This is a genomic window from Massilia sp. IC2-477 (assembly GCF_020707265.1).
Taxonomy (GTDB): domain Bacteria; phylum Pseudomonadota; class Gammaproteobacteria; order Burkholderiales; family Burkholderiaceae_D; genus Telluria.
This window is the reverse complement of the sequence record NZ_JAJFEQ010000008.1, coordinates 195,884-217,987: the sequence shown is the minus strand read 5'-3', so window position 1 is coordinate 217,987 and position 22,104 is coordinate 195,884. Positions and strand designations below refer to the sequence as shown.

Here is a 22,104-nt window from a genome sequence, read left to right as displayed (position 1 = left end):
GAGCCTTCAGCCGCGACAGGCCAGGCCGTAGCGGGTCGCCTCGCAGCCGCGCTTGAGGCAGGCGGTGGCGTGGTAGCCCGCCGCGCGGCACATGCGCAGGGTTTCCGTGAGCGGATCGTCGACCGGCGGCGGCGCCGGCGGCGGTTCTGCCACGGGCGCGGCAGGCCTGGGCCTGACCGGCACGCTGGCGCGCGCCAGCACCCGTTCGCGGGGTGGGGCCGCCTTCGGCTTCGACGCCGTTTTCTTCAGCTCGGGACGGGAACGCTTTGCCGGTGCGGCGGCGACCCGGCGCTCCGGCGGCGGCTTTGCAGCCACCGGCGCTTTCGGCTGCACGGTGGGTGGAGCGGGAGGGGGCGCGGCGGCAACGATTTCTTCAGGCTCGGCGGCCGGTGCGGGAAGCGACGCCACAGCCACCGGCTCCGGCGGCAGCATGCGCAAGGGCGGCGGCTCGTCCTGCACGGCTGCGGGTGCGGGCGCTGGTGGCGGCGCAGCGATGGCGGGCGGCGCCGCCGCCGGCGTATGGTCGGCCACCACCGCCAGCGTCGACTGCACCTCGGTCTCGCGATACATCCACACGCCGGCGCTGGCCACGGCAAAGGCGGCAACCACGGCGGCCGTCCAACCCAGCACCTTGCGGCCCCAGCGCTCGGTCCAGGGCGCCGGTTCGGGCGGCAGCGGCCTGGCCCAGTCCGGCTGTGGGCTGGAGAACGAGGCCATCGCGGGGTCGATGCGCGGCCGCGCGGGGGCTTCGGGCGCGGGTGTGGGTTGTGGCGGAGGCGGCGGCGGCGGTGTCGGTGTCGACAATGCCGCGGCGTCGCGGCTGCGCCACACGCCCGCACGCTGGCGGGCGGCCGGCTGTGGAGCCGGGGCGATTGGCGCGGGGGCGGCAGCCGGGGCGCGGCGTAGCAGCCGTCGCGGCACGCTGGACTGGCTGTCGCCGAAATCTTCCAACAACTGATTCTTCATGGGCGGGCCTGCTTTGGAACAAGCCGAGTGTAGCCGAATCGCCGCGAACCTGCCTCCGCACGCCATGCTGCGGTGCGGCAGACACGCACAACCCGGGTTCAAGCCCTGGCCGGGCGGTGCGTGACGACGCGGTAGAGGTACCAGACCAGCAGGATGCCGAAGATGCCTTTCGAGATCGGGTCGATGTATTTCCCCACCTGCTCATAATTGCTTTCGAGCAGGTAACCGGCCCCGGTCAGCACGCCGGTCCAGGCCAGCGAACCGATACTCGAATACAGCAGGAACTGCCCGAGCGACATGCAGGCCAGGCCGGCGGGCACCGAAATCAGGGTGCGGATGGCGGGAATCAGGCGTCCGAACAGCACCACCGAGCGGCCATGCCTGTCGAAGGCGGCAATCGCCTTGTCGATGTCTTCGGAAGTGACGGTCATCCAGCGCGCGTGGCGATCGGCAAACTTCTTGAGGCGTTCCTTGCCGTAGACGCGCGCGCCGTAATACCAGGGCAAGGCGCCCGCAATCGAACCGGCAGTGCCAGCCGCCAGCACACCTACCACGTTGAGGTCGCCACGGGCGGCAACGAAGCCGGCAAAGGGCATGATGAGCTCGGACGGGATGGGCGGAAAAATGTTTTCCACTGCCATCAGGACAAAGACGCCCAGGTAGCCGCTGGTCTGGAGGAATTCGGTAATGAACTCGAACATGATTGGTCGCCACTCAAAACAGTCAGCCTGGACCTTATCATGTTGTCAAAAATACTTGCGCCCGCCTGCGCGTCCGGTACCATGCCGGATTAATTGCAAGCATTCTTACAGGAAAAAGGAACGCAATTGCTGAAGCTCAGCCTGGATGCCCTCGAAATCGTCGAAACCATCGCCCGCAAGGGTTCCTTCGCAGGCGCCGCGAAGGAATTGTTCCGCGTCCCTTCCACCATCTCATATACGGTCTCCAAGCTGGAAGACGACCTGGGCGTGCGCCTGTTCGACCGCTTCGGCCCCAAGGTGGCCTTGACGGCGGCTGGCAAGGAATTGCTAAAGGAAGGGCGTTTCCTGCTGCGCGCGGCCGGCGACCTGGAGTCGCGCGTGCGCCGCGTCGCGTCCGGCTGGGAAACGGAACTTGCGATCGGCATGGATTCGATGCTCGCACCGAGCGCCCTGGAAGACGACATCGCCGCCTTCTACGACGTGGCCGACCAGACCCGGCTGCGCATCGTGCGCGAAGTGTTGTCCGGCACCTGGGATGCGCTGCTGGACCGCCGGGTCGACCTGCTGGTGGGTGCGGCCGGCGAAGGCCCGTCGGGCGGCGGCTACACGGCCGAGCCGATCGGCAAGAGCAGCTTCGTGTTCGCGGTCGCCCCACACCATCCGCTGGCCGCGATCGATCGTGCGCTCGACAAGGCCGACCTGCTCGACTACCGGGCAGTGGCCGTGTCCGACTCGGCGCGCCAGCTGGGCCCGCGCACCGTCGGCCTGCTGTTCGGCCAGGACATGCTGGCGGTGCCGGACATGGAAACCAAGTACTCCTTCCAGCTCAGGGGAATCGGTTTCGGCTTCCTGCCCGAAGCCTGGGCCAGGCCCGCGATCGCGGCCGGGCTGCTGGTCGAGAAGCAGGTGGTCGAGCCCAAGCCGGACGAGACCTTCTATCTGGCCTGGCGCAGCGGCGAGGAAGGCGCCGCGCTGTCGTGGTGGCTCAAGCGAATGCGCGATCACCCGCCGTTCGCGGGGATGATCGCACGGCATTGTCACGAGGCTGAACGGGCGCGGGCAGGCTAGCGCGCTTCGGTCTCGATGCGGATGCTGCCGCTGAGCGTCTTGTGCACCGGGCACTTGTTGGCAATTTCGGTCAGGCGCTGGCGCTCCTCCAGGCCGAGCTCGCCCACGTACTCGATGTGGCGCCGGAAGGCGTAGACACCCGCCTCCTGCCCATGCTCGATGCGCACCCGCACGTCGTCCAGCGCCATGCCCTTGCGCCGGGCATACATGGTGACGGTCAGCGTGGTGCAGGCCGCCAGCGCGGCGGCCAGCAGGTCGTGCGGTTCCGGCCCGCTGTCCTCGCCGCCGAAAGCTTCCGGCGCGTCGCTCAGCAGCTGGTGCCGGCCGACGGTGATCACCTGCTGCAGCTTGCCGCTGCCCTTCTGTGCGCGCACTTCCATGGCATTCCCCTTGTCGTCAATACTTACTGTGGCAGGTCGAACACCAGGATCTCGGCCGCTTCGGCGCCCTCCAGGCGCACTGCGTCCTCGTCGGTGACCTTCAGCGCGTCGCCGCCCTGCAGCTGCACGCCGTTCACGCTGGCACGGCCGCGGATCACGTGCACATAGGCCTGGCGCCCTGCCGCAAGCGGGTGGCTCAGCGCGTCGCCGCCGTTCATGATGGTGGCGTAGATCGACGCATCCTGGCGCATCGACACCGAACCCTCGCGGCCGTCGTTCGAGGCGATCAGGCGCAGCCGCCCCTGCTTGGAAGCGGTGTCGAAGTGCTTTTCCTCGTAGCCCGGCGGCTCGTTCGTGGTGTTCGGCTCGATCCATATCTGCAGGAAGTGCACGCCCTCTTCCTTCGAGTGGTTGTACTCGCTGTGCACCACGCCGCTGCCGGCGCTCATGCGCTGGACGTCGCCGTAGCGCAGCACCGAGCCGTTGCCCATGCTGTCCTTGTGCTCCAGCGCGCCTTCCAGGACATAGGAAATGATTTCCATGTTGCGGTGGCCGTGCGACTCGAAGCCGCGGCCCGGCGCCACGTGGTCTTCATTGATGACGCGCAGCGGACCGAAGCCCATGTGCTTCAAGTCATAGTAGTGGCCAAACGAGAAGCTGTGCTGGGATTTCAGCCAGCCAAAGCTGGCGGCGCCGCGTTCATTGCTTTTACGTACGTTCAACATGGTGTTCTCCTTGTGTCTGGTTGATCATCGACCGCTTCGATCCTCGGGTTCTCTCCTGTGCCGCTGTTCGTTCGATGCGATGGAGTCATTATGCGCGCCACACTGGGAATTGAAAAACGAGTAATTTACCGCCACTTAATCGAAATTTTCGATGATGCTCCTTGAGACCACCGCCCGTGCTCCCCCTGGCGCCGCCCTGTGGTCTAATCTTCGCATCCCCCAATGGAGAAAACGATGCAGCAAGCCCCCGACCCGACCCAGCTCGACGAAGAGACGCTGGCCTTCGTCCGTACCGTGTTCCAGCACGCACGCACCGGCGAGACAGGGGCGCTGGCCACGCTGCTGGGGCAAGGACTCCCGCCGAACCTGCGCAACGAACGCGGCGACAGCCTGCTGATGCTGGCCTGCTACCACGGCCATGCCGAGACCGCACGCGTGCTGCTCGAGCATGGGGCCGATCCGGAACTGATGAACGACGCCGGCCAGACGCCGCTTGCGGGCGCCGCCTTCAAGGGCGACCTGCTTGTTGCCACGCTGCTGCTGGAGCATGGCGCCAGCGTGGACACCGCCGGGCCGAACGGCAAGCAGGCCTTGATGTTCGCGGCCATGTTCAACCGGCTCGACATCGCCCGCCTGCTGCTGGACCGCGGGGCCGATCCTGCCGCGCGCGATGCCGACGGCGTCTCGGCCATGGAGGCGGCACGGCGCATGGGCGCGGCCGACACCGCGGCACTGCTGGCGTCCCTGGGTTGACCCGGCAGTTCGTTTGCCTGCAGCAAGATTGCAAACTGTCTCTGGTTCTGGCGTAATACATCCAAGCAAAGAGATCGGACAACCCAGGATGGAACGACCCCGTATTCCGCTCGACGAAGCCCAGCGCCTCGCTGCCCTGCACGCCACCCGGCTGCTCGGCAGCGCGCCGGAAGAAACCTTCGACCGCATCACCCGTACCGCCGCACGCCTGCTCGGCGTGCCGATCGCCCTGGTCTCGCTGATCGACAAGGACCGCCAGTGGTTCAAGTCGCGCACCGGGCTCGACGCCTGCGAAACACCACGCGACGTGTCCTTCTGCGGGCACGCCATCCTGGCCGACGAGCCCATGGTGGTCCCCGACGCCGCCCAGGACGCGCGCTTCGTCGACAATCCCCTCGTCACCGGCTCGCCCCACCTGCGCTTCTACGCCGGGGTGCAGCTGTATTCGGTAGACCGCAAGAAGATCGGCACCCTGTGCGTGATCGACCGCAAGCCGCGCGAACTGAGCCCGGGCGACCTGGATGCCCTGCGCGACCTGGCGCGGATGGTCGAGCAGCTGGTCTATCACCGCCAGCTGGCGATGGCCGCGCAGTCCCTCAGCGAGCGCCTAACCGACGAACCGGCCCCTGGCAAGGGCGCCCCGTCCGGCGAATTGGCCTGGCTGGTGGCGCACGACCTGCTTACCGGCCTGCCCAACCGCCAGGCCATGCTGCGCGCCATCCAGCACAGCATCGCCGCCTGGCGCGAGGACGGCACGCCGGCCCTGATCGCCTGCATCAACGTCGACCGCTTCAAGCGCTTCAATGAAACGCTCGGCCACCGCGCCGGCGACGAGATCCTGGTGGCGCTGGCCACCAGCCTGCAAGCCCTGCTGCGCGAAGGGGACATGCTGGCGCGCGCCGGCAGCGACGAATTCCTGGTGCTGCTGCATGCACGTGGCGAGCACCCGGAGCCGGAACGGGCGCTGGAGCGCATCAGCGCCGCCGCCAACCGCGCGGTGCCGATCCCGGGCGGCGAGATCGCCCTCACCTGCAGCATCGGGACCACCCTGCTGCCGCAGGACGGCGAGGATGCCGACGCCCTGCTCAACAACGCGGTCACCGCCATGCGTCACGCCAAGGCGCAGGGCCGTGGCGCTATTCAGCGCTTCACGCCTGATTTGCGCACCGAACATGGCCGCCGCCTGACCCTCGAGAGCCACCTGCGACGCGCGATCGCCCAGGACGAACTGTTCGTGCAGTACCAGCCCAAGGTCGACCTGAGGAGCGGCACCCTGGCGGGTTTCGAGGCCCTGGTACGCTGGCGCCATCCCGAATACGGGGTAATCCCGCCGGACGAATTCATCCCGATCGCCGAAGAAAGCGGCATGATCGTGCCGATCGGCGAATGGGTGCTGCGCACCGCCGTGGCCCAGCTGGCCGCCTGGCGTGCGGAGGGCCTGCCGCTGGCGCCGGTGGCGGTCAACCTGTCGGCGCGCCAGTTCCTGCAGAGCGACGTGATCGCCATGGTGGGCGACCAGCTGGCGCAGTCGGGGCTTGCCCCGGAACTGCTGGAACTGGAGCTGACCGAGAGCGTGTCGATGGCCGACCCGGAACGCAGCGTGGTGGTGATGCAAGGCCTAGGCGAGCTCGGCGTCATGCTCAGCATCGACGACTTCGGCACCGGCTACTCCAGCTTCGGCTACCTGCGCCGCCTGCCGCTCGACAAGCTCAAGATCGACAAGTCCTTCGTGCAGGACATGGCGTCCAGCGCCGAATCCTCGGCCATCGTGCAGGCGATCGTGGCGATGGCGCACCGGCTGCAGCTGGCCGTGATCGCCGAGGGTGTCGAGACCGCCGAACAGGTGGCGGCGCTGCGCAAGGCCGAGTGCGACCAGATCCAGGGCTACTACTATTCCAGGCCGCTGGCGGTCGAGGACTGCGCCGGCTTCATCCGGCGCTACGCGGCCGAACCGGTGGGCGGCTGAGAACCCGTCCCGCCGGGCCGGCTTGTCGATATAATCCTTTGCTTGTGACAAACAAGCGAAGGATGACGATGAAAGCACTGCCCCTTTTCCTGCTCCTGCTGGCCGGTTCCGCATGCGCCAGCGATGCCGATGTGCTGAAGTGCCGCGCGCTCGCCGACACCGGTGCGCGTCTGGCCTGCTATGACGCGATTCCTGTCGGCGCGAAGCCTGCGCTGGCCGCTGCCACTCCTGCACCTGTTGCTGCGCCCATGCGCAACAAAGAAGAAAGCTTCGGCATGGAAGCGAAGAAACAGCGCGAGGAAGAGCCTAAGTCGATCACCAGCACCATCGCCGGCGAATTCCAGGGCTGGGGCCCTGGGGCGCAGATCCGCCTCGCCAACGGCCAGGTTTGGCGCGTCATCGACGGCAGCGAAGCCGTGCTGCCACGCACGCGCGACCCGAAGGTCACCATCGAGCGCAACATGTTCGGGACCCTGTTCCTCAGGGTCGAAGGGACGAACAGCTCGGCGAAGGTACGCCGGGTCCAGTAAGGGGGCGCACCATGTAGCGCGCCTCGCCCGGGTAGCTCGCCAGCGCATCGGCACAGGCGCTGTTCGCGGGCCGGTAGCCGAGCGTCGTCCAGAAGCCTGCGGTGTCCTGCACCGAAACCAGCGCCGACGCCGACAACCCTTGTGCCCGCGCCAGGAGGTGCTCGACCAGTCGCCGCGCCAGGCCGCGGCCATGTGCGCGCGGGGCTACTGCCAAGTCGTGCAGGTAAAGCGTGTCCGCATCCGCTGCGGGCGCGAACTCCGCGCCGAGCGGCGTCACCATCCCGAGCGTGCTCGGATAGGCGAACAGGTAGGCGCACACCCCGCGGTCATCTTCGGCCACGATGCAGGTGTCACCGGCCGCGGACACGCGCGCCAGCACCACTGCTGCCGCTTCCTGCATCGCGGGCGGATAGCAGGCCGCCTGCACGGCCAGGACGGCATCGAGGTCGGCGGCGCGCATGGCGCGAATGGAAGCTTGGTATGCGTGCTGCATGGTGGGTGCCCGGCAAAGGGCGCGATGGTAGCACGGCACAGTCCATCGTACTTCGTGACCGCGCCGCCGTCGTTCGTCGCAACCGCGTTTTCTCGCCCCACAGCCTTTCCTAGACTTGCCACATTGCCTTATATTGAACACCGAGGAGAGGACGATGTGGCGCAAGATCATTAACTGGTACACGGAGCTGGAACGCGAACAGCTGGCGCTGCTGGAACGGCCCGAGCTGGCAGCCCAGGTGCCCTGCGGCTACCGTCGCAAGATGGCCGACGGCATCGCTCTGATGTCGCCGATCGAGCGCCAGCAGCTGCGCGCGTTCATGCTTCGCTATCGCGGACCGCGCCTGTGGATTGCGCTGGCCGCGCTGTTTGCCCTCTTCACGCTGGCCGGCCTCGCGCTCGAGCTGATGATCGCCAAAGGCAGGTGGTGGATCCCGGTCATCGCCGCCAACCTGATGGGCGTTATCCTGATCCTGGGCGGCACGGTGGTCTGGTTCAATGCCAGCCAGCTGCTCCGGCACAAGCGCCGCCTCGTGTGGGGCGTGTTCGGCGGGGGCGTCGGGGCCTATTGCGGCATGGCGCTGACCAGCCCACGGCCCCTGTCCGATCCTGCCCTGTTGAAGGTCGTGCCGATGGGGCTCCTCGCGAGCACCTGTGTTGCGATCCCCTTCCTCGCGCTCGGCGTCTACCGCCGCCGCCAGCACGCGGCGCTGACAGCCCAGCTCCAGCGCCAGGCCGAAAGCGAGCGCCTGGCGCGCGAGCTGAGCGAATCGAAACTGCGCATGCTGCGCGCCCAGATCGAACCGCACTTCCTGTTCAACACCCTGGGCGCGGTGCAGCAGCTGGCCACCGACGGCGCACCACGGGCCGCCGCCCTGACCGCCGACCTGATCGCCTTCCTGCGCGCCAGTTTCAGCGACATGCGCGCCGAAACGGTGACCCTGTCAAGCGAATTCACCACGATCAGCTCCTACCTGCGCGTGATGCAGGCACGCATGGGTGCACGGCTGCGCTTCGATGTTTCCTTACCCGTTGATCTGGCCCGGACCGCGGTGCCGAGCATGCTCGTCCTCACCCTGGTCGAAAACGCGATCAAGCACGGCATCGAACCGTCGCTGCGTGGCGGCGACATCCGCGTCAGCGCCGTGGAGGACGGCGGCACGATGCGCATCCGGGTGCACGACAGCGGCGTCGGCATGAGCGACACGCCGGGCAATGGCGCGGGCCTCGACAACGTGCGCCGGCGCCTGCAGCTGGCCTATGGCGACGCAGCGGGCCTGGCGCTGATTGATGCCGATCCGGGACTGCTCGCCGAGATCACCATCCCGGCCATGATCGAGGTGGCGGCATGACCCGGGTCCTGATTGCCGAAGACGAACCGCTGATGCGCGAGCGCCTGGCCGGCCTGCTGGCGACCAGCTGGCCCGAGGCCGAGGTGGTGGCACTGGCCGAGAACGGCAACGATGCCTGGGATGGATTCCTCGAGCACGAACCCGAGGTCGTGTTCCTCGACATCCGCATGCCAGGCCTGTCCGGCCTGGAAGTGGCCGAGCGCATCGGCGACAGCGCCCACGTGGTATTCGTCACGGCCTATGACCAGTACGCGGTCGACGCCTTCGATGCCGGTGCGGTCGACTACCTGCTCAAGCCGGTGCAGGCCGACCGCATGGAGCGCGCCGTCTCGCGCATCCGCGCGAAACTGAGCAAGCCGCCGGCCGACCTGGGCGACCTGCTGCGCCACCTGAAAACCGCCTTGCCCGGCGCCGCGGCCGAGAAGATGAAGTGGATCAAGGCCACCGTCGGCAAGCAGATCCGCCTGATCGACGTCGAAGAAGTGCTGTTCTTCCAGTCCGATACCAAGTACACGCGTGTGGTGCTGCCCGACTCGGAAGCCTTGGTGCGCATCCCCCTGAAGGACCTGCTGGGCGGCCTCGACCGCGACCGCTTCTGGCAGATCCACCGCGGCACCCTGGTCAACGTCGGCGCCATCGCAGCGGTGGAGCGGATCGATGCCGAACGCATGCAGGTGCTGCTGCGCGGCTGCGAGGAGAAGCTGCCGGTGAGCCGGACCTTTACCCACCTGTTCCGCGACTGAGTCACCCTGCAGTCCCCAAAGCCGCGCGATTCCGTCAATTTTAGACTTGTAAAATTGCCTCTGTTATATAATTCACACGGGAGTCCGATCCTCCAGGTGCGTCGGCCTTCTTTCCACGATCAAGGGGGCCGCATTGGCGACAGGGAGCAGCAAGGAAGAACGGGACCGTCTGCCGCATGACGATGCGCACAGCCGTGGCCAGAGCGAAGGCGTGCCCAGCGTCGGGACCCTCGAAGGCAGCGCCTTCAATCCGCTCGGCGACCCCGGCATCCGCCACTGGCAGGCGAGCCAGATTTCGCGTCCCGGCTTCGAAGAGCGCGGCAACATTTTCTTTGCCGCGATCGAGATGACGCGCATGCCGATGGTGGTGACCGACCCGAACCAGCCGGACAACCCGATCGCCTTCGTCAACCGCGCCTTTCTCGACCTTACCGGCTACGAGGAGCGCGACGTCCTGGGCCGCAACTGCCGCTTCCTGCAGGGCGAGCAGACCGACCCGCATACCATCGACGAGATCCGCGCCGCCCTCGCCGAGCAGCGCGCGGTGGCGGTCGATGTCCTCAACTACAAGGCCGACGGCCGGCCGTTCTGGAACGGCCTGTTCATCGGCCCTGTGTTCGACGACCATGGCAAACTGCTGTACTACTTCGCCTCGCAGATGGACATCACGCGCCGGCGTGTCTCCGAGCAGTCCTACCTGCAGGCGCAGAAGATGGAAGCCATCGGCCAGCTCACCGCCGGCCTGGCCCACGACTTCAACAACCTGCTGCAGGTCGTCGCCGGCAACCTCGAACTGGCCGCCACCAACCTGGACGACCGCGTCACGGTTGGACAAGCGATCGACCGCGCGCGCCAGGCCAGCGACCGGGCCGGCAAGCTCACCCAGCAGCTGCTCACCTTCGCGCGCAAGCAGCGGCTGGAGCCGAAGCGCCTCAACCTGAACTCGCTGGTGGTCGAGTTCAGCGAAATGCTGGTGCGCACCCTGGGCGACAAGGTCGACCTGCACCTCGACCTGAAACCCGGCCTGCCATCCTGCACGCTCGATCCGACCCATATGGAGATGGCGCTGCTCAACGTCCTGATCAACGCGCGCGACGCCATGCCGGACGGCGGCAAGGTCACCGTCGCCACCTCGACCATGGACGACCCCGAGCGGCTCGAGCGCCTGCGCCTGGCGCCCGGGCGCTATGTGGTGCTGTGCGTGATCGACGAAGGCGAAGGCATGTCGCCGGAAGTAGCGGCGCGTGCGACCGAGCCCTTCTTCACGACCAAGGGTCCCGGCACCGGCCTGGGCCTGGCGATGGTGCACGGCTTCGTGCAGCAGTCGCACGGCCGCCTCGAGATCGACAGCGCGCCGCAGCGCGGCACCGTCATCCGCATGGTGTTCCCGCAGGCCGCCAAGTCGGGCATGGAAATCATGGGCGAGCGCGCCGGCAGCGGCGCAAAATGGACGCCGGAGGCGATCCTGGGCAGGCGCACCGTGCTGGTGGTCGACGACAGCGAAGAAGTGCGCGAGCTGGCGGAAACCCACCTGCGTGCCAGCGGCTACCGCGTGCTGGGCGCCCCGAGCGGCGAGGCGGCGCTCGAGATGATGGACCGCTACGGCAGCATCGATCTGCTGTTCACCGACATCATCATGCCGGGCGGGATGAACGGCCTGCGCCTGGCCGAGCTGGTGCGTGAACGCCAGCCCGAGGTGCCGGTGCTGCTCGCCACCGGCTACATCGATGCGCTGCCCGCTTCCAAGGGCGAGGCCAGCGCCTTCCCGATCATGACCAAGCCCTACCGCCTGAACGAACTGGCCGAGCGCATCCGCCAGGCGCTGAAGGTCGAGAAACGGACCCAGTCCGCGGTCGACCCGGCCGACGGTTTCACCCACGAGGGCTGAGGACGATGGCGCATATCCTGCTGGTCGACGACGAAGAGGCCATTACCTACGTCTTCAAGCGCTACCTGGAGCGGGCCGGTCACCAGGTGACGGCGGCCGTCGATCCGGTCGATGCGCTGACGATCGGCCTGGCAGGCGGCATCGACCTGCTGGTCACCGATTTCCGCATGCCCGGCATGACCGGCGCCAGCCTGATCGGCCGGCTGCGCGAACATACGCCGCAGCTGCCGGCCCTGATCGTGACCGCCTACGGCGCCGAGGTCGGGGTGACTGCCGCCGACATCCGTGTCCTCAACAAGCCGCTGCCGCCCCAGGACCTAGTCGACGCCGTGGCCAGCGCCCTGCGGCCGGACGGCGCGTCCTGAGCGGCAAATCGTGCGCTCCTTGACGACGGCATCCGCATCGGCGATGCTAGCAAAATGACAAGGTCTGCACCGTCCACAAGGCTTGCACGGCGGCGCCAACGGCATGCGGCTACCCGTCGCGGCGCCGCGGCGTCACCGGCAACAGCGCAGGCACCCACCCGCCACGAACGCACCGACAGGACAGAAGCATGACGCCGAACGAAAACGCCAGGGCCCCCAACGCCCCGATCGAATACATCCTCAACGCCAGCTGCCGCGCCGGTATCGGCATCGTGGCCGCCGTTGCGACCTTCCTCGCGGAGCGCGACTGCTACATCTGCGCCCTCGAGCAGTTCGACGACGATTCCACCGAGCGCTTCTACATGCGCGCCGTGTTCCGCCTGCAGGCCGGCTCGCCCACCATCGAGAACATCCGCGAGCAGTTCGGCGAAGGCTGCGGCGCCCGACTGCAGATGCAGTGGAAGATCCACGACCCTTCGGACGCCGTCAAGACTGTGATCATGGTGTCGAAAGACGACCACTGCCTCGACGACCTGCTGTACCGCCGCCGCAACGGCGAACTGAACATGTCGCTCACGGCGGTGGTGTCGAACCACCTCGACCTGCGTCCGATGGTCGAGCGCGAGGGCATCCGCTTCATCTTCCTGCCCGTCACGAAAGACAACAAGGCGCAGCAGGAAGCGCGGCTGCTGGAAGTGGTCGAGGAAACCGGCGCCGAGCTGGTGATCCTGGCGCGCTACATGCAGATCCTGTCGGACGAGCTGGCGCGCCGCCTGGCCGGGCGCTGCATCAACATCCACCACTCCTTCCTGCCGGGCTTCAAGGGCGCCAAGCCCTATCACCAGGCCTTCGACCGCGGCGTCAAGCTGATCGGCGCCACCGCGCACTACGTCACGCCCGACCTGGACGAAGGTCCGATCATCGAGCAGATGGTCACGCGCGTGGACCACAATTTCCGGCCCGAGCAGCTGGTGCGCGTGGGGCGGGACAACGAATGCATGGCGCTGGCCGCGGCGGTCAAGTTCCACATCGAGCGCCGCGTCTTCCTGCACGGGAACAAGACCATCGTCTTCCGCGGGCCCTGAGCGCCGTCAACGCGCAGCGTCCTCCTCCATCCTCTGCTGCAGCAGCCACAGGCGCGCATAGGCGCCCTTGCGGCGCAGCAGTTCCCCGTGCGTGCCCTGCTCCACGATGCGTCCCCGGTCCATCACCACGATCGTGTCGGCATTGACGATGGTGGACAGGCGGTGCGCGATCACCAGGGTCGTGCGGTGCTGCGACAGCCGGTCCAGCTCCTGCGTGATGGCGTGCTCCGAGTCCACGTCCAAGGCCGAAGTGGCTTCGTCGAAGATCAGGATCGGCGGATCCTTCAGCACGGCGCGTGCGATCGCGATGCGCTGTTTTTCGCCACCCGACAGGTTGACGCCGCGCTCGCCCACCGGCGCGTCATAGCCGCCGGGCAGCGCCTCGATCACCTCGTGCAGGTGGGCCGCGCGGCAGGCCGCCACGACCTCCTCCAGGGTGCTGCCGCTGCGGCCATAGGCGATGTTGCTGCCGATCGTGTCGTTGAACAGGGCCGTATCCTGCGGCACCACGCCGATCGCCTGGCGCACGCTGGCGGCGCTGCACAGGCGGATATCCTGGCCGTCCACCAGGATGCGGCCATTGGCCGGGTCGTAGTAGCGCAGCAGCAGTCGCGCCAGCGTCGATTTGCCGGAGCCGCTGCGTCCCACCACCGCCAGCGTGGTGCCCGGCGCGATGCGCAGGCTGACGTCAACCAGCACCGGGCGCGCCGCCTCGTAATCAAAGCTGACGTGCTCGAACACGATCTCGCCGGGGCCGGGCTGCAGCGCCGGGCTGCCTGGCGGATCGTCGATCTCGGGCCGCTCGCGCAGCAGTTCGAACAGGCGCTCGGCATTGACCCAGGCGTCGCGCGCCTCGCGGTAGGTGAAGCCGAGGGCGTTCAGTGGCAGGCAGACCTGCAACGCATAGGCATTGATCAAGACCAGGTCGCCCACGCTCATCTGGCGCGCCAGCACCGCCTGCCCGGCCAGCACCATGATCGCCGCCACACCCAGCGCGATGATGGCGCTCTGCCCCACGTGCAGCGTGAACAGGGCGCGCTGGTTGGCGGCGCCGGCATCGACCCAGTCGCCCATGATGGCGGCGAAACGCCGGGCCTCGCGCGCTTCGCCGCCGAAGTACTTGACCGTGTCGTAGTTGATCAGGCTGTCGGCCAGCCGCCCCTTGGCGGTGGAATCGAGCTTGTTGACGCGGCGCTGGTAGAACACGCGGCGGGCGGTGAACACCAGCGTGAAGCCGGCATACACCAGGAAGGTGACCAGGATGATGCCGGCGAATCCCGCCGCGTAGCGGTTGAGCATGATGGCCAGCACCAGCCCGATCTCGACCAGGGTCGGCACGATGGTGAACAGGCCGACACCGAGCAGGAAGGCGATGCCGCCCGTGCCGCGGTCGATGTCGGGCAGCAGGCTGCCCAGCTTGCGCCGGGCGTGAAAGCGCGGCCCCAGCGCATGCAGGTGCGAGAAGGTCTTCTGGGCGTATGCCGATACTGCGGCCAGGGTGACGCGCACGAACAGCAGGTCGCGCCACTCGTTGAACAGGGTGGACGAAAAACGCAGCAGCGCATAGCCGACCAGCAGGTAGAGCGGCAGGCTGGCCGGCAGCGAGGCCGTCGACAAGGCATCGATGATCCGCTTGAGCAGCAGCGGCACCGCGACCGTCGCGAGCTTGGCCACCAGCAGCAGCGCGACCGCCGCCGCGATGCGCCAGCGGTGGCGCCGCAGCACTTCCCACAGCTCGGCGCTGATGCGGCCGCTACGCTCCCCTTCCTTCATCCCGCCCCTCCCTGAGTCAGGATGTTGGACCAGCCTTTGCTGCCCACCGTTCACCGGGACCACCGTCCGGTATCGCAATCCGATACCGCAGCGTCAGTACCGCGCTACTTCGTGCGTTTTTCTTGCAAGCATCACGTCGGGTGGCGATCATGCCAACACTTCAACGAAGGAGCACACCATGAAACGGATCATCCTCGCTACCCTGCTCGGCCTCGCCTGCGCCGCCACCCAGGCGGCGGGCCACGCCGGCCAGTCGGGCCAGTCGGCCGTGTCGAACGCCAGCGCCAACCTGTCGGGTGTGGTGGTCGGCGGTTCCATCCTGGCCGTTGCGGCCACCGGCAGCGTGGTCGTGGCCAGCGTCAAGACTGTCGGCGACGGCCTGGAAGTGGTACTGGAAAACGCGGCGGACGCCAGCCGGGCCACCGTGCGCCTGTCGGGAAAGGCCGCCGGCGGCGTTTCCGTGGCGGTCGGCAGCACGCTGGAAGTGGTCACCGCCTCGACCGGCTACGTGCTGGTCGCCTCGGGCAAGGCGCTCGCCTTTATCCCGAACGAAGCGGGCAAAGCCCTGCTGCACCATGCGAGGGCAAGCTGATGCGCCCGCTGCTTGCCGCGGCCCTGCTCGGCGCACTGGCTGCGACTGTCCCTGCGCACGCGGGCCAGCCCTGCGAGGAACGTCCTCTCGCGCCGCACGAGGTGGTACTGTCGATGGACCTGGCCCAGCGCACCGTGCAGGCGCTCGAGGCCAGCGGCGCCCAGGTCGCGCTGGTCTCGCGCGCCGGCCAGGACCTCAGCAAGTATCGCCTGCGCTACTCGCACATGGGGATTGTGGTGCGCGACCATCCGGCGGGGCGCTGGATCGTCGTGCACGAACTGAACGACTGCGGCAGCGCCAGTTCGGCGCTGTACAACGAGGGCATGGGCAACTTCTTCCTCACCGACCTGTATCGCTTCGAGGCGCAACTGGTGATTCCGGGCCCGGAGATGGGGGCGAAACTGGCCAAACTGGTGGCGACCCGCACCCCGGTGCGCCTGCACGAGCCGAACTACAACATGCTGTCCTACGTGTACTCGACCAGGTACCAGAACTCGAACCAGTGGGTGCTGGAGAACCTCGCCGCCGCTTTCGCTCCCGCTGGCCAGGTAGAGACCCGTCTTGAAGCCCAGAAATGGCTGCGCTCGATCGGCTTCCAGCCGCCCACCGTCGAGGTGCCGGCGGCGGTGCGCCTGGGCGCGCGCATGTTCCGCGCCAATGTCGCCTTCGACGACCACCCGTTCGAGCGCCGCATGGCGGGGCAAATCGACACCGTCACCACCGACGCCGTGGTGCGGATGCTCCGCATGGTGGACCCGCAGGCGAAGACCCTGACTGTGGATTGAACCGCCGAGGCCGCGATGGTACGTGTGTGAACTAACCGAACAGGATCGGGTGGACGGTTAAGGTAGTGGCTTCGCTCAAGGATATTACGAAGGGACGGCCATGGAACTGCACCAACACCCGATCCGGCTGCGCATCAACGGGGAGGACCGCGAGTATTCGGTCGAACCCTGGGTGACGCTGCTCGACCTCCTGCGCGAACGCGCAGACCTCACCGGCACCAAGAAGGGCTGCGACCATGGCCAGTGCGGCGCATGTACCGTCCTGCTGGACGGCAAACGCATCAATTCCTGCCTGACCCTGGCGGTGATGCACGACGGCAAGGAGCTGACCACGGTCGAGGGCCTGGCCGACGGCGACACCCTGCATCCGCTGCAGCAGGCCTTCATCGATTGCGACGCCTTCCAGTGCGGTTACTGCACCCCCGGCCAGCTGTGTTCCGCCGCCGGCCTGATCGCCGAAGGCCAGGCCAGGAGCATCGACGACGTGCGCGAGCTCATGAGCGGCAACGTGTGCCGCTGCGGCGCCTACCCACAGATCACCGAAGCGGTGATGCAGGTGATGGGCATCCAGGGCAAGCCTGGCGAAGGCGAAAAGCCGTTCACGACCGGTCCGGTGCTCGCATGAACCCGTTCACCTTTACCCAGGCCAGCGACGTGGACGCCGCGCTGGCCCGCCTGGCGTCAGGCGCGCGTCCCATCGCGGGCGGCACCAACCTGCTCGACTTAATGAAAGAAGGCGTGATGCGCCCAGGCGAGCTGGTCGACATCAACGGCCTCGGCCTTGACACGGTCGAAGAAGCGAACGGCGGGCTGCGCCTGGGCGCCCTCGCCCGCAACGCCGACACCGCCTACCACCCGCTGGTACGCGAACGCTATCCGCTGCTGAGCGCCGCGATCCTGGCCGGCGCCTCGCCCCAGCTGCGCAACATGGCCACCAACGGCGGCAACCTGCTGCAGCGCACCCGCTGCTATTACTTCTACGACGTCGGCACGCCCTGCAACAAGCGCGAACCGGGCACCGGCTGCCCCGCCAAGGACGGCCTGAACCGACTGCACGCCATCCTCGGCACCAGCGAACACTGCATCGCAACCCACCCGTCGGACATGTGCGTGGCCCTGCGCGCCCTCGACTCCGTGGTGCACGTGCGCTCGCAGCGCGGCGAGCGCGACATCCCCTTCGCCGACTTCCACCGCCTGCCGGGCGACCGGCCCGAGCTGGACAACACGCTGGAGCCGGGTGAACTGATCACCCACATCACGCTGCCGGACGCCGCCCGCTTCAGGGCGCATTCCGCCTACATCAAGGTGCGTGAGCGCTTGTCCTATGCGTTTGCCCTGGTGTCGGTGGCGGCGGCGCTCGACATCCAGAGCGGCACCATCCGCGCCGCCCGCATCGCCCTCGGCGGCGTCGCCCACAAGCCCTGGCGCGTCGAAGAGGCGGAGGAAGCCCTGGTGGGCAAGACGCCGGGACTGGAAACCTTTGGAGCTGCAGCCGACATCGTGCTGCGCGGCGCGAAAGGCCACGGCCAGAACGACTTCAAGCTGACGCTGGCCCGCAATACCATCGAACAGGCATTGACGACCGCCGCGCGCGGCACCGAGTACGCCAAGGGAGAACAACGATGACCGACCTGATTCCAGAACTGCGCACCCCGACCGCGCCCGAAGGCACCGGCCGCGTGCGCAGCGGCATGCCGGTCTCGCGGGTCGACGGCTACGCCAAGGTGACCGGACAAGCGAAATACGCCGCCGAGCACGAGGCGCCCGACCTGCGCTACGGCGTGGTGGTGAGCGGCACCGCGGCGCGCGGCCGCGTCAAGAGCATCGACACCCGTGCGGCGCTCAGCGTCCCCGGCGTGGTGGAGGTGCTCACCCACCTGAACCGCCCCAAGGTCCGCTCCTGGGACCTGGCCTACAAGGACATGACCGCGCCCGCCGGCTCGCCCTTCCGCCCGCTGTTCAGCGACCGTATCTTCTACAGCGGCCAGCCGGTCGCCCTGGTGGTGGCCGAGACCTTCGAGGCTGCGCGCCATGCGGCCCAGCTGGTGGACGTCAGCTACGAGGAAGAGGAGCACGAAACGAACCTGCTGGAGAGCCTGGACCAGGCCTACAAGCCGCGTCCGCTGAAGGCCGGCTTCACGCCTCCCAGCTCCACCGGCAACGCCGACAAGGCGTATGAACAGGCCGAGGTCAAGATCGAATCGCAGTTCTACCACGGCGTCGAGCACCACAACCCGATGGAGATGCATGCCACCACCGTGGTGTATGGCGAGGACGGCCACCTGACCATCTACGACAAGACCCAGAGCTCACAGAACAACCGTTGGTACGTGTCGCGCGCCTTTGGTTTGAAGAAGGAAAAGGTCACGGTGCGCAACCCCTACGTGGGCGGCGCCTTCGGCTCCGGCCTGCGTCCGCAGTACCAGCTGCCCCTTGCCGTGATGGCGGCGCTGAAGCTGAAATGCTCGGTGCGCGTGGTGCTCACGCGCCAGCAGATGTTCAGCTTCGGCCACCGGCCCGAGACCTGGCAGCAGGTCAAGCTGGCCGCCAATCAGGACGGCAAGCTGCAGGCCATCGTGCACGAGGCCATCCACGAGACCTCGCGCCTCGAGGACTACGTCGAAGTCGTCGTCAACTGGTCGGGGCAGCTCTACGCCTGCGACAACATCAAGCTCGGCTACAAGCTGGTGGCGCACGACCGCCACTCGCCGATCGACATGCGCGCCCCCGGCGCCGCCCACGGCATGCATGCGCTGGAAGTGGCGATGGACGAACTGGCCTACAAGTTGCGCATGGACCCGCTGGAGTTCCGGCGCCTGAACTATGCCGACCGCAATCCGCTCGAGGACAAGCCGTATTCGACCAAGGAACTGAGCCAGTGCTACGACAAGGGCGCCGCCCGCTTCGGCTGGAAGGACCGCCCGATCGAGCCGCGTTCGATGCGCGACGGCGACGAACTGGTCGGCTGGGGCATGGCAACCGGCATGTGGGATTCGCTGGTGATGCTGGCGCGCGTGAGCGCCGTGTTCCATGCGGACGGGCGCCTGGTGGTGAGCAGCGCGGCGTCCGACATCGGCACCGGCACCTACACGGTGATGTCGATGATCGCGGCCGAGAGCCTGGGCCTGCCGCTGGAGCGCGTCACCTTCCAGCTGGGCGACTCGACCCTGCCTTTCGCACCGGTCGAAGGTGGTTCTTCGCACGTCTCGACGGTGGGCAGCGGCGTGCACAGCGCCTGCGACAAGCTCAAGAAGAGTCTGATCAAACTGGCCAAGAAGATGCCGGGTTCGCTGCTGGCCAAGGCGCGGCCCCAGGACCTGGAGTTCACCGACGGTACCGTGCGCCTGCGCAATCGGCCGGAAACCGCGATGCAGCTGCGCGAAGTCCTGGCTTCCGCAGGCGTCGACCGGGTCGAGGAAAAGTTCTTCATGACGCCCTCGATGCTCAAGCAGCGCAAGTACACGCGCGCCGTGCACTCGGCAGTATTCTGCGAAGTGCGGGTCAACGAGAAGCTGGGCATCGTACGCGTCACGCGCGTGGTCAATGCGGTGGCGGCTGGCCGCATCATCAGCGCCAAGACCGCGGCCAGCCAGGTGATCGGCGGCGTGGTCTGGGGCATCAGCCAGGCGCTGCATGAGGAGAGCTTCACGGACCACCGCTTCGGGCGCTTCATGAACCACAACTACGCCGAGTACCACGTGGCGGTGAATGCGGACGTCCACAACATCGAGGTGATCTTCGCCGACGAGGACGACCGCATCGTCAGCGAGCAGCTCGGCGCCAAGGGTGTGGGCGAGATCGGCCTGGTGTCGGTGTCGGCGGCGATCAGCAACGCGATCTTCCACGCCACCGGACGACGCCTGCGCAGCACGCCGATCACGCCGGACAAGATCCTGCTGGGGGATCTGGAGATTCCAGTGCAGGACCCGCCGCAGGTCAGTTAGGAGATTGCTGACTGAACGCTTGTCCTTGTCAGCAAGACCGTGGCACTGGCGAAGGTCGGTGCCCAAGTTGCAGCACCGCGAGAACATGCAGAACCTGGCTTTCGGTGGACCGTCGGGTCTTGCTGTCGTCCAACGCTCTGAGGCTGGCTGCCGACATTGATTTTCGCTGGTCTCACGGCGCACAAAGGAAGGGCCGCGGACGTTTTGCCAGGCTCGCCCTCGCCGAGGTGACTTGGCCCTTCAGTCCGGGGAGTGCTGCGTTGAGCTCGTGCCTGACCGCCTCCAGATTTCGGCTGAGTGAAACGACCTGGCTCTTCTCGAAGCGGAAAATTCCTAAGTATACGATTTGCGCAGGTGGGGCCTCGAAGGCTACAAAATCACCTGCGAATCGCGTTGCGTGGAAGGGACTGTAGCCATAGTGACCTGGCGGCACATCGAAAGCGAAGTATCTAACAGGTCCGGGAACCGAAGAGACGCTGGCAACGGCACGATTAAAGCGGAAACAGTTACCTGTAATGTTCTGTTTCTCGATATCGTACTCATCTATTTGGACACCGAAACCAGCGTAATCCCAGACGCCTTCGACTTGTACACCATACACGATTACCGCGCGATTCGCAGACGGTAAGCCGCCGGCAGGCAGGGGTTTGACTGAATTGAAGGTGCAAGCCACATTCAGTAATCCAGGTAGAAGCACCAGTAAACTTCGGAAAAATTTCATTATTGCGATTCTATTATCGTAAACAGATCAGCAAACCAGTCGAGACTTGACCCTGGATCCCGCTGCATCCGCTCGTGATCAACCCGCTGCAAGGAAAAATGCCGGTCACGGCCTTGCCCAACTGCGCGGCCCATACTCCCAGCTCCAGGGCATACCGGTCTCACCCAGGATGAGGCGGACGATCTCCGGGAACAACGGCTCGGCGCGCACATCGTTCGACAGGATCACTACGCAGCTTTGTTGTCGTTCCAGGCAGACCCAGGTATTGCCGGTGGAATCATTGTGTCCGCCTTTCTGGAATCCACGACCCTGAGGCCCGTCGAAGGTGATGACGCCAAGCCCCGCGGTCAGGTCGCGGTGCCGTCGCTCCGGCGGGGCGATGGCCTGCAATGAAGGAAACTGTGAGGCAGTCAGGATGGGCAACTGGGGCCGCGTCAGCTCAGCCCGGGATCCTGGCTGCAGGCCGTCGCCGCGGACGTAAGCAGCGGCAAATTCGGCGAAATCCCTGATCGTCGTGTCCATCGAACCGGCAGCGCGTGTCTTGCTGCGCTCGTCGTGTGCTTCGACGCTGCCATCCTCTTTCCACCCATCGGCAAGATTCGTGGCGAAATCCGGACGCCAGGTCATGCTGGTTCGCTTCATGCCGAAGCGGTCGAACACACGCCGCTGCATCTCCTTGCCCAAGTCGAGACCCAGCCCGCGTTCAATGACGAACTGCAGCAGGATCAACCCATCGCCGGAATAGGCGTACCGGGAGCCGGGGTCGAAATGGAACTTCAGTTTTCCGTCAGGTTCGAGAAACCCGAAATTCGAAAAGCCGGCGCTGTGGGTGAGCAGGATGCGTGGCGTGAGTTTTCGCCAGCGCTCATCGCCGGCGAGATGCTGCCAGGCGGCGTACCTGCCTGCTTCGCCCGCATACTCGGGAAGCGCTTTCGGAAGATAGGCCGCGATCGACGTATCCAGGTCAAGCCTGCCTTCCTCGACAAGCTGCATCACCGTATAGGCAAACACGGCTTTGGTGAGCGACGCGCCATACATCACTGTGTCGGGCGTGAGAGGCTCGCCGCGGGCGTTGCGCTTTCCCCAGGTAGCTACCCGCGTCACGACTCCGCCTCGGACGACCGCGATCGCCAGACCCTGCGCACCGGTTTCCCGCATACCCTGGACCACGTACTTATCCAGCGCGTGCCCCGAATCACCCGTAGCGCACCCCGTCAGCAGCAGGCACGAGACCAGGAACGATCGAAAGAATGTAGATGTCATTGGTGGCCCTCT

22 protein-coding genes are annotated in these 22,104 nt (G+C 66.7%); 14 read left to right on the top strand and 8 right to left on the bottom strand.

Going from position 1 to position 22,104, the window contains the following annotated elements; genetic code table 11:
- Positions 1-6: 6 nt before the first annotated feature.
- Both LK542_RS17800 and LK542_RS17795 read right to left on the bottom strand, forming a co-directional pair.
- Complete coding sequence (locus LK542_RS17800) at positions 7-966, bottom strand: hypothetical protein (protein ID WP_227812930.1); 960 nt, start codon at positions 964-966, stop codon at positions 7-9.
- Positions 967-1,064: 98 nt separating this feature from the next.
- A complete protein-coding gene (locus tag LK542_RS17795; protein WP_227812929.1) occupies positions 1,065-1,667 on the bottom strand; it encodes a DedA family protein in 603 nt (200 codons plus the stop codon).
- 126 nt (positions 1,668-1,793) lie between these two features.
- Here LK542_RS17795 and LK542_RS17790 point away from each other — a divergent pair, with 126 nt between their 5' ends.
- Entirely contained in the window at positions 1,794-2,735 is a 942-nt protein-coding gene (locus LK542_RS17790) for a LysR family transcriptional regulator (RefSeq protein ID WP_227812928.1), read from the top strand.
- Here LK542_RS17790 and LK542_RS17785 read toward each other — a convergent pair.
- Together LK542_RS17785 and LK542_RS17780 are read right to left on the bottom strand one after the other, a co-directional pair.
- Positions 2,732-3,115: an OsmC family protein gene (locus tag LK542_RS17785; protein ID WP_227812927.1), complete on the bottom strand. Its 384-nt coding sequence runs from the start codon at positions 3,113-3,115 to the stop codon at positions 2,732-2,734. The two genes, LK542_RS17790 and LK542_RS17785, sit on opposite strands and share 4 nt — an antisense overlap.
- A 23-nt stretch (positions 3,116-3,138) precedes the next feature.
- Positions 3,139-3,840 (bottom strand): pirin family protein, encoded by a 702-nt coding sequence (locus tag LK542_RS17780; protein ID WP_227812926.1) that lies wholly within the window; start codon positions 3,838-3,840, stop codon positions 3,139-3,141.
- A 234-nt stretch (positions 3,841-4,074) separates the two neighbouring features.
- Here LK542_RS17780 and LK542_RS17775 point away from each other — a divergent pair, with 234 nt between their 5' ends.
- The 3 genes from LK542_RS17775 to LK542_RS17765 all read left to right on the top strand — a co-directional run bounded on the left by LK542_RS17775 (position 4,075) and on the right by LK542_RS17765 (position 7,089).
- Positions 4,075-4,593 carry an ankyrin repeat domain-containing protein gene (locus tag LK542_RS17775; protein WP_227812925.1) on the top strand — a complete coding sequence of 173 codons (519 nt, stop codon included), beginning with the start codon at positions 4,075-4,077 and terminating at the stop codon, positions 4,591-4,593.
- A gap of 88 nt (positions 4,594-4,681) precedes the next feature.
- Positions 4,682-6,559 carry a bifunctional diguanylate cyclase/phosphodiesterase gene (locus LK542_RS17770; protein ID WP_227812924.1) on the top strand — a complete coding sequence of 626 codons (1,878 nt, stop codon included), beginning with the start codon at positions 4,682-4,684 and terminating at the stop codon, positions 6,557-6,559.
- 68 nt (positions 6,560-6,627) lie between these two features.
- On the top strand, positions 6,628-7,089 hold the full coding sequence (locus LK542_RS17765; RefSeq protein ID WP_227812923.1) for a hypothetical protein: 462 nt from the start codon (positions 6,628-6,630) through the stop codon (positions 7,087-7,089).
- Here LK542_RS17765 and LK542_RS17760 read toward each other — a convergent pair.
- The gene (locus LK542_RS17760) at positions 7,040-7,582 is read right to left on the bottom strand and encodes a GNAT family N-acetyltransferase (protein ID WP_227812922.1); all 543 of its coding nucleotides are present in this window, start codon (positions 7,580-7,582) and stop codon (positions 7,040-7,042) included. The genes LK542_RS17765 and LK542_RS17760 overlap by 50 nt on opposite strands.
- Before the next feature lie 154 nt (positions 7,583-7,736).
- Between LK542_RS17760 and LK542_RS17755 the strand changes: the two genes are divergently transcribed.
- From LK542_RS17755 to purU, 5 genes are all read left to right on the top strand, one after another.
- On the top strand, positions 7,737-8,933 hold the full coding sequence (locus LK542_RS17755) for a sensor histidine kinase (protein ID WP_227812921.1): 1,197 nt from the start codon (positions 7,737-7,739) through the stop codon (positions 8,931-8,933).
- A complete protein-coding gene (locus LK542_RS17750) occupies positions 8,930-9,676 on the top strand; it encodes a LytTR family DNA-binding domain-containing protein (RefSeq protein WP_227812920.1) in 747 nt (248 codons plus the stop codon). The genes LK542_RS17755 and LK542_RS17750 overlap by 4 nt, the downstream gene beginning before the upstream one ends.
- Before the next feature lie 133 nt (positions 9,677-9,809).
- Positions 9,810-11,564 (top strand): histidine kinase famiy protein, encoded by a 1,755-nt coding sequence (locus LK542_RS17745; protein ID WP_227812919.1) that lies wholly within the window; start codon positions 9,810-9,812, stop codon positions 11,562-11,564.
- Positions 11,565-11,569: 5 nt separating this feature from the next.
- Positions 11,570-11,929, top strand: a complete 360-nt coding sequence (locus tag LK542_RS17740) for a response regulator (RefSeq protein WP_227812918.1) — start codon at positions 11,570-11,572, stop codon at positions 11,927-11,929.
- A gap of 188 nt (positions 11,930-12,117) precedes the next feature.
- On the top strand, positions 12,118-13,014 hold the full coding sequence (purU, locus tag LK542_RS17735) for a formyltetrahydrofolate deformylase (RefSeq protein WP_227812917.1): 897 nt from the start codon (positions 12,118-12,120) through the stop codon (positions 13,012-13,014).
- A 6-nt stretch (positions 13,015-13,020) separates the two neighbouring features.
- Here the strand turns inward: purU and LK542_RS17730 are convergent, their stop codons facing one another.
- Entirely contained in the window at positions 13,021-14,787 is a 1,767-nt protein-coding gene (locus tag LK542_RS17730) for an ABC transporter ATP-binding protein/permease (RefSeq protein ID WP_227812916.1), read from the bottom strand.
- A gap of 178 nt (positions 14,788-14,965) precedes the next feature.
- On the opposite strand from LK542_RS17730, the gene LK542_RS17725 reads away from it, so the two are divergent.
- The 5 genes from LK542_RS17725 to LK542_RS17705 all read left to right on the top strand — a co-directional run bounded on the left by LK542_RS17725 (position 14,966) and on the right by LK542_RS17705 (position 20,108).
- On the top strand, positions 14,966-15,379 hold the full coding sequence (locus LK542_RS17725) for a hypothetical protein (protein WP_227812915.1): 414 nt from the start codon (positions 14,966-14,968) through the stop codon (positions 15,377-15,379).
- Positions 15,379-16,164, top strand: a complete 786-nt coding sequence (locus tag LK542_RS17720; protein WP_227802471.1) for a DUF2145 domain-containing protein — start codon at positions 15,379-15,381, stop codon at positions 16,162-16,164. Before LK542_RS17725 ends, LK542_RS17720 begins: the two co-directional genes overlap by 1 nt.
- Before the next feature lie 100 nt (positions 16,165-16,264).
- Complete coding sequence (locus tag LK542_RS17715) at positions 16,265-16,789, top strand: (2Fe-2S)-binding protein (protein WP_227812914.1); 525 nt, start codon at positions 16,265-16,267, stop codon at positions 16,787-16,789.
- Complete coding sequence (locus LK542_RS17710; protein ID WP_227812913.1) at positions 16,786-17,790, top strand: xanthine dehydrogenase family protein subunit M; 1,005 nt, start codon at positions 16,786-16,788, stop codon at positions 17,788-17,790. Before LK542_RS17715 ends, LK542_RS17710 begins: the two co-directional genes overlap by 4 nt.
- A complete protein-coding gene (locus LK542_RS17705; protein WP_227812912.1) occupies positions 17,787-20,108 on the top strand; it encodes a xanthine dehydrogenase family protein molybdopterin-binding subunit in 2,322 nt (773 codons plus the stop codon). Before LK542_RS17710 ends, LK542_RS17705 begins: the two co-directional genes overlap by 4 nt.
- A 172-nt stretch (positions 20,109-20,280) precedes the next feature.
- On the opposite strand, the gene LK542_RS17700 is transcribed toward LK542_RS17705, so the two are convergent.
- Complete coding sequence (locus LK542_RS17700) at positions 20,281-20,829, bottom strand: hypothetical protein (RefSeq protein WP_227812911.1); 549 nt, start codon at positions 20,827-20,829, stop codon at positions 20,281-20,283.
- Positions 20,830-20,934: 105 nt separating this feature from the next.
- On the bottom strand, positions 20,935-22,092 hold the full coding sequence (locus LK542_RS17695; RefSeq protein WP_227812910.1) for a serine hydrolase: 1,158 nt from the start codon (positions 22,090-22,092) through the stop codon (positions 20,935-20,937).
- Positions 22,093-22,104: the final 12 nt, after the last annotated feature.

Coding starts and splice junctions, on each gene's coding strand:
- LK542_RS17800 (WP_227812930.1), bottom strand. CDS start 966: ATGAAGAATCAGTTGTTGGAAGATTTCGGCGACAGCCAGTCCAGCGTG.
- LK542_RS17795 (WP_227812929.1), bottom strand. CDS start 1,667: ATGTTCGAGTTCATTACCGAATTCCTCCAGACCAGCGGCTACCTGGGC.
- LK542_RS17785 (WP_227812927.1), bottom strand. CDS start 3,115: ATGGAAGTGCGCGCACAGAAGGGCAGCGGCAAGCTGCAGCAGGTGATC.
- LK542_RS17780 (WP_227812926.1), bottom strand. CDS start 3,840: ATGTTGAACGTACGTAAAAGCAATGAACGCGGCGCCGCCAGCTTTGGC.
- LK542_RS17775 (WP_227812925.1), top strand. CDS start 4,075: ATGCAGCAAGCCCCCGACCCGACCCAGCTCGACGAAGAGACGCTGGCC.
- LK542_RS17770 (WP_227812924.1), top strand. CDS start 4,682: ATGGAACGACCCCGTATTCCGCTCGACGAAGCCCAGCGCCTCGCTGCC.
- LK542_RS17765 (WP_227812923.1), top strand. CDS start 6,628: ATGAAAGCACTGCCCCTTTTCCTGCTCCTGCTGGCCGGTTCCGCATGC.
- LK542_RS17760 (WP_227812922.1), bottom strand. CDS start 7,582: ATGCAGCACGCATACCAAGCTTCCATTCGCGCCATGCGCGCCGCCGAC.
- LK542_RS17755 (WP_227812921.1), top strand. CDS start 7,737: ATGTGGCGCAAGATCATTAACTGGTACACGGAGCTGGAACGCGAACAG.
- LK542_RS17750 (WP_227812920.1), top strand. CDS start 8,930: ATGACCCGGGTCCTGATTGCCGAAGACGAACCGCTGATGCGCGAGCGC.
- LK542_RS17740 (WP_227812918.1), top strand. CDS start 11,570: ATGGCGCATATCCTGCTGGTCGACGACGAAGAGGCCATTACCTACGTC.
- purU (WP_227812917.1), top strand. CDS start 12,118: ATGACGCCGAACGAAAACGCCAGGGCCCCCAACGCCCCGATCGAATAC.
- LK542_RS17730 (WP_227812916.1), bottom strand. CDS start 14,787: ATGAAGGAAGGGGAGCGTAGCGGCCGCATCAGCGCCGAGCTGTGGGAA.
- LK542_RS17725 (WP_227812915.1), top strand. CDS start 14,966: ATGAAACGGATCATCCTCGCTACCCTGCTCGGCCTCGCCTGCGCCGCC.
- LK542_RS17720 (WP_227802471.1), top strand. CDS start 15,379: ATGCGCCCGCTGCTTGCCGCGGCCCTGCTCGGCGCACTGGCTGCGACT.
- LK542_RS17715 (WP_227812914.1), top strand. CDS start 16,265: ATGGAACTGCACCAACACCCGATCCGGCTGCGCATCAACGGGGAGGAC.
- LK542_RS17710 (WP_227812913.1), top strand. CDS start 16,786: ATGAACCCGTTCACCTTTACCCAGGCCAGCGACGTGGACGCCGCGCTG.
- LK542_RS17705 (WP_227812912.1), top strand. CDS start 17,787: ATGACCGACCTGATTCCAGAACTGCGCACCCCGACCGCGCCCGAAGGC.
- LK542_RS17700 (WP_227812911.1), bottom strand. CDS start 20,829: ATGAAATTTTTCCGAAGTTTACTGGTGCTTCTACCTGGATTACTGAAT.
- LK542_RS17695 (WP_227812910.1), bottom strand. CDS start 22,092: ATGACATCTACATTCTTTCGATCGTTCCTGGTCTCGTGCCTGCTGCTG.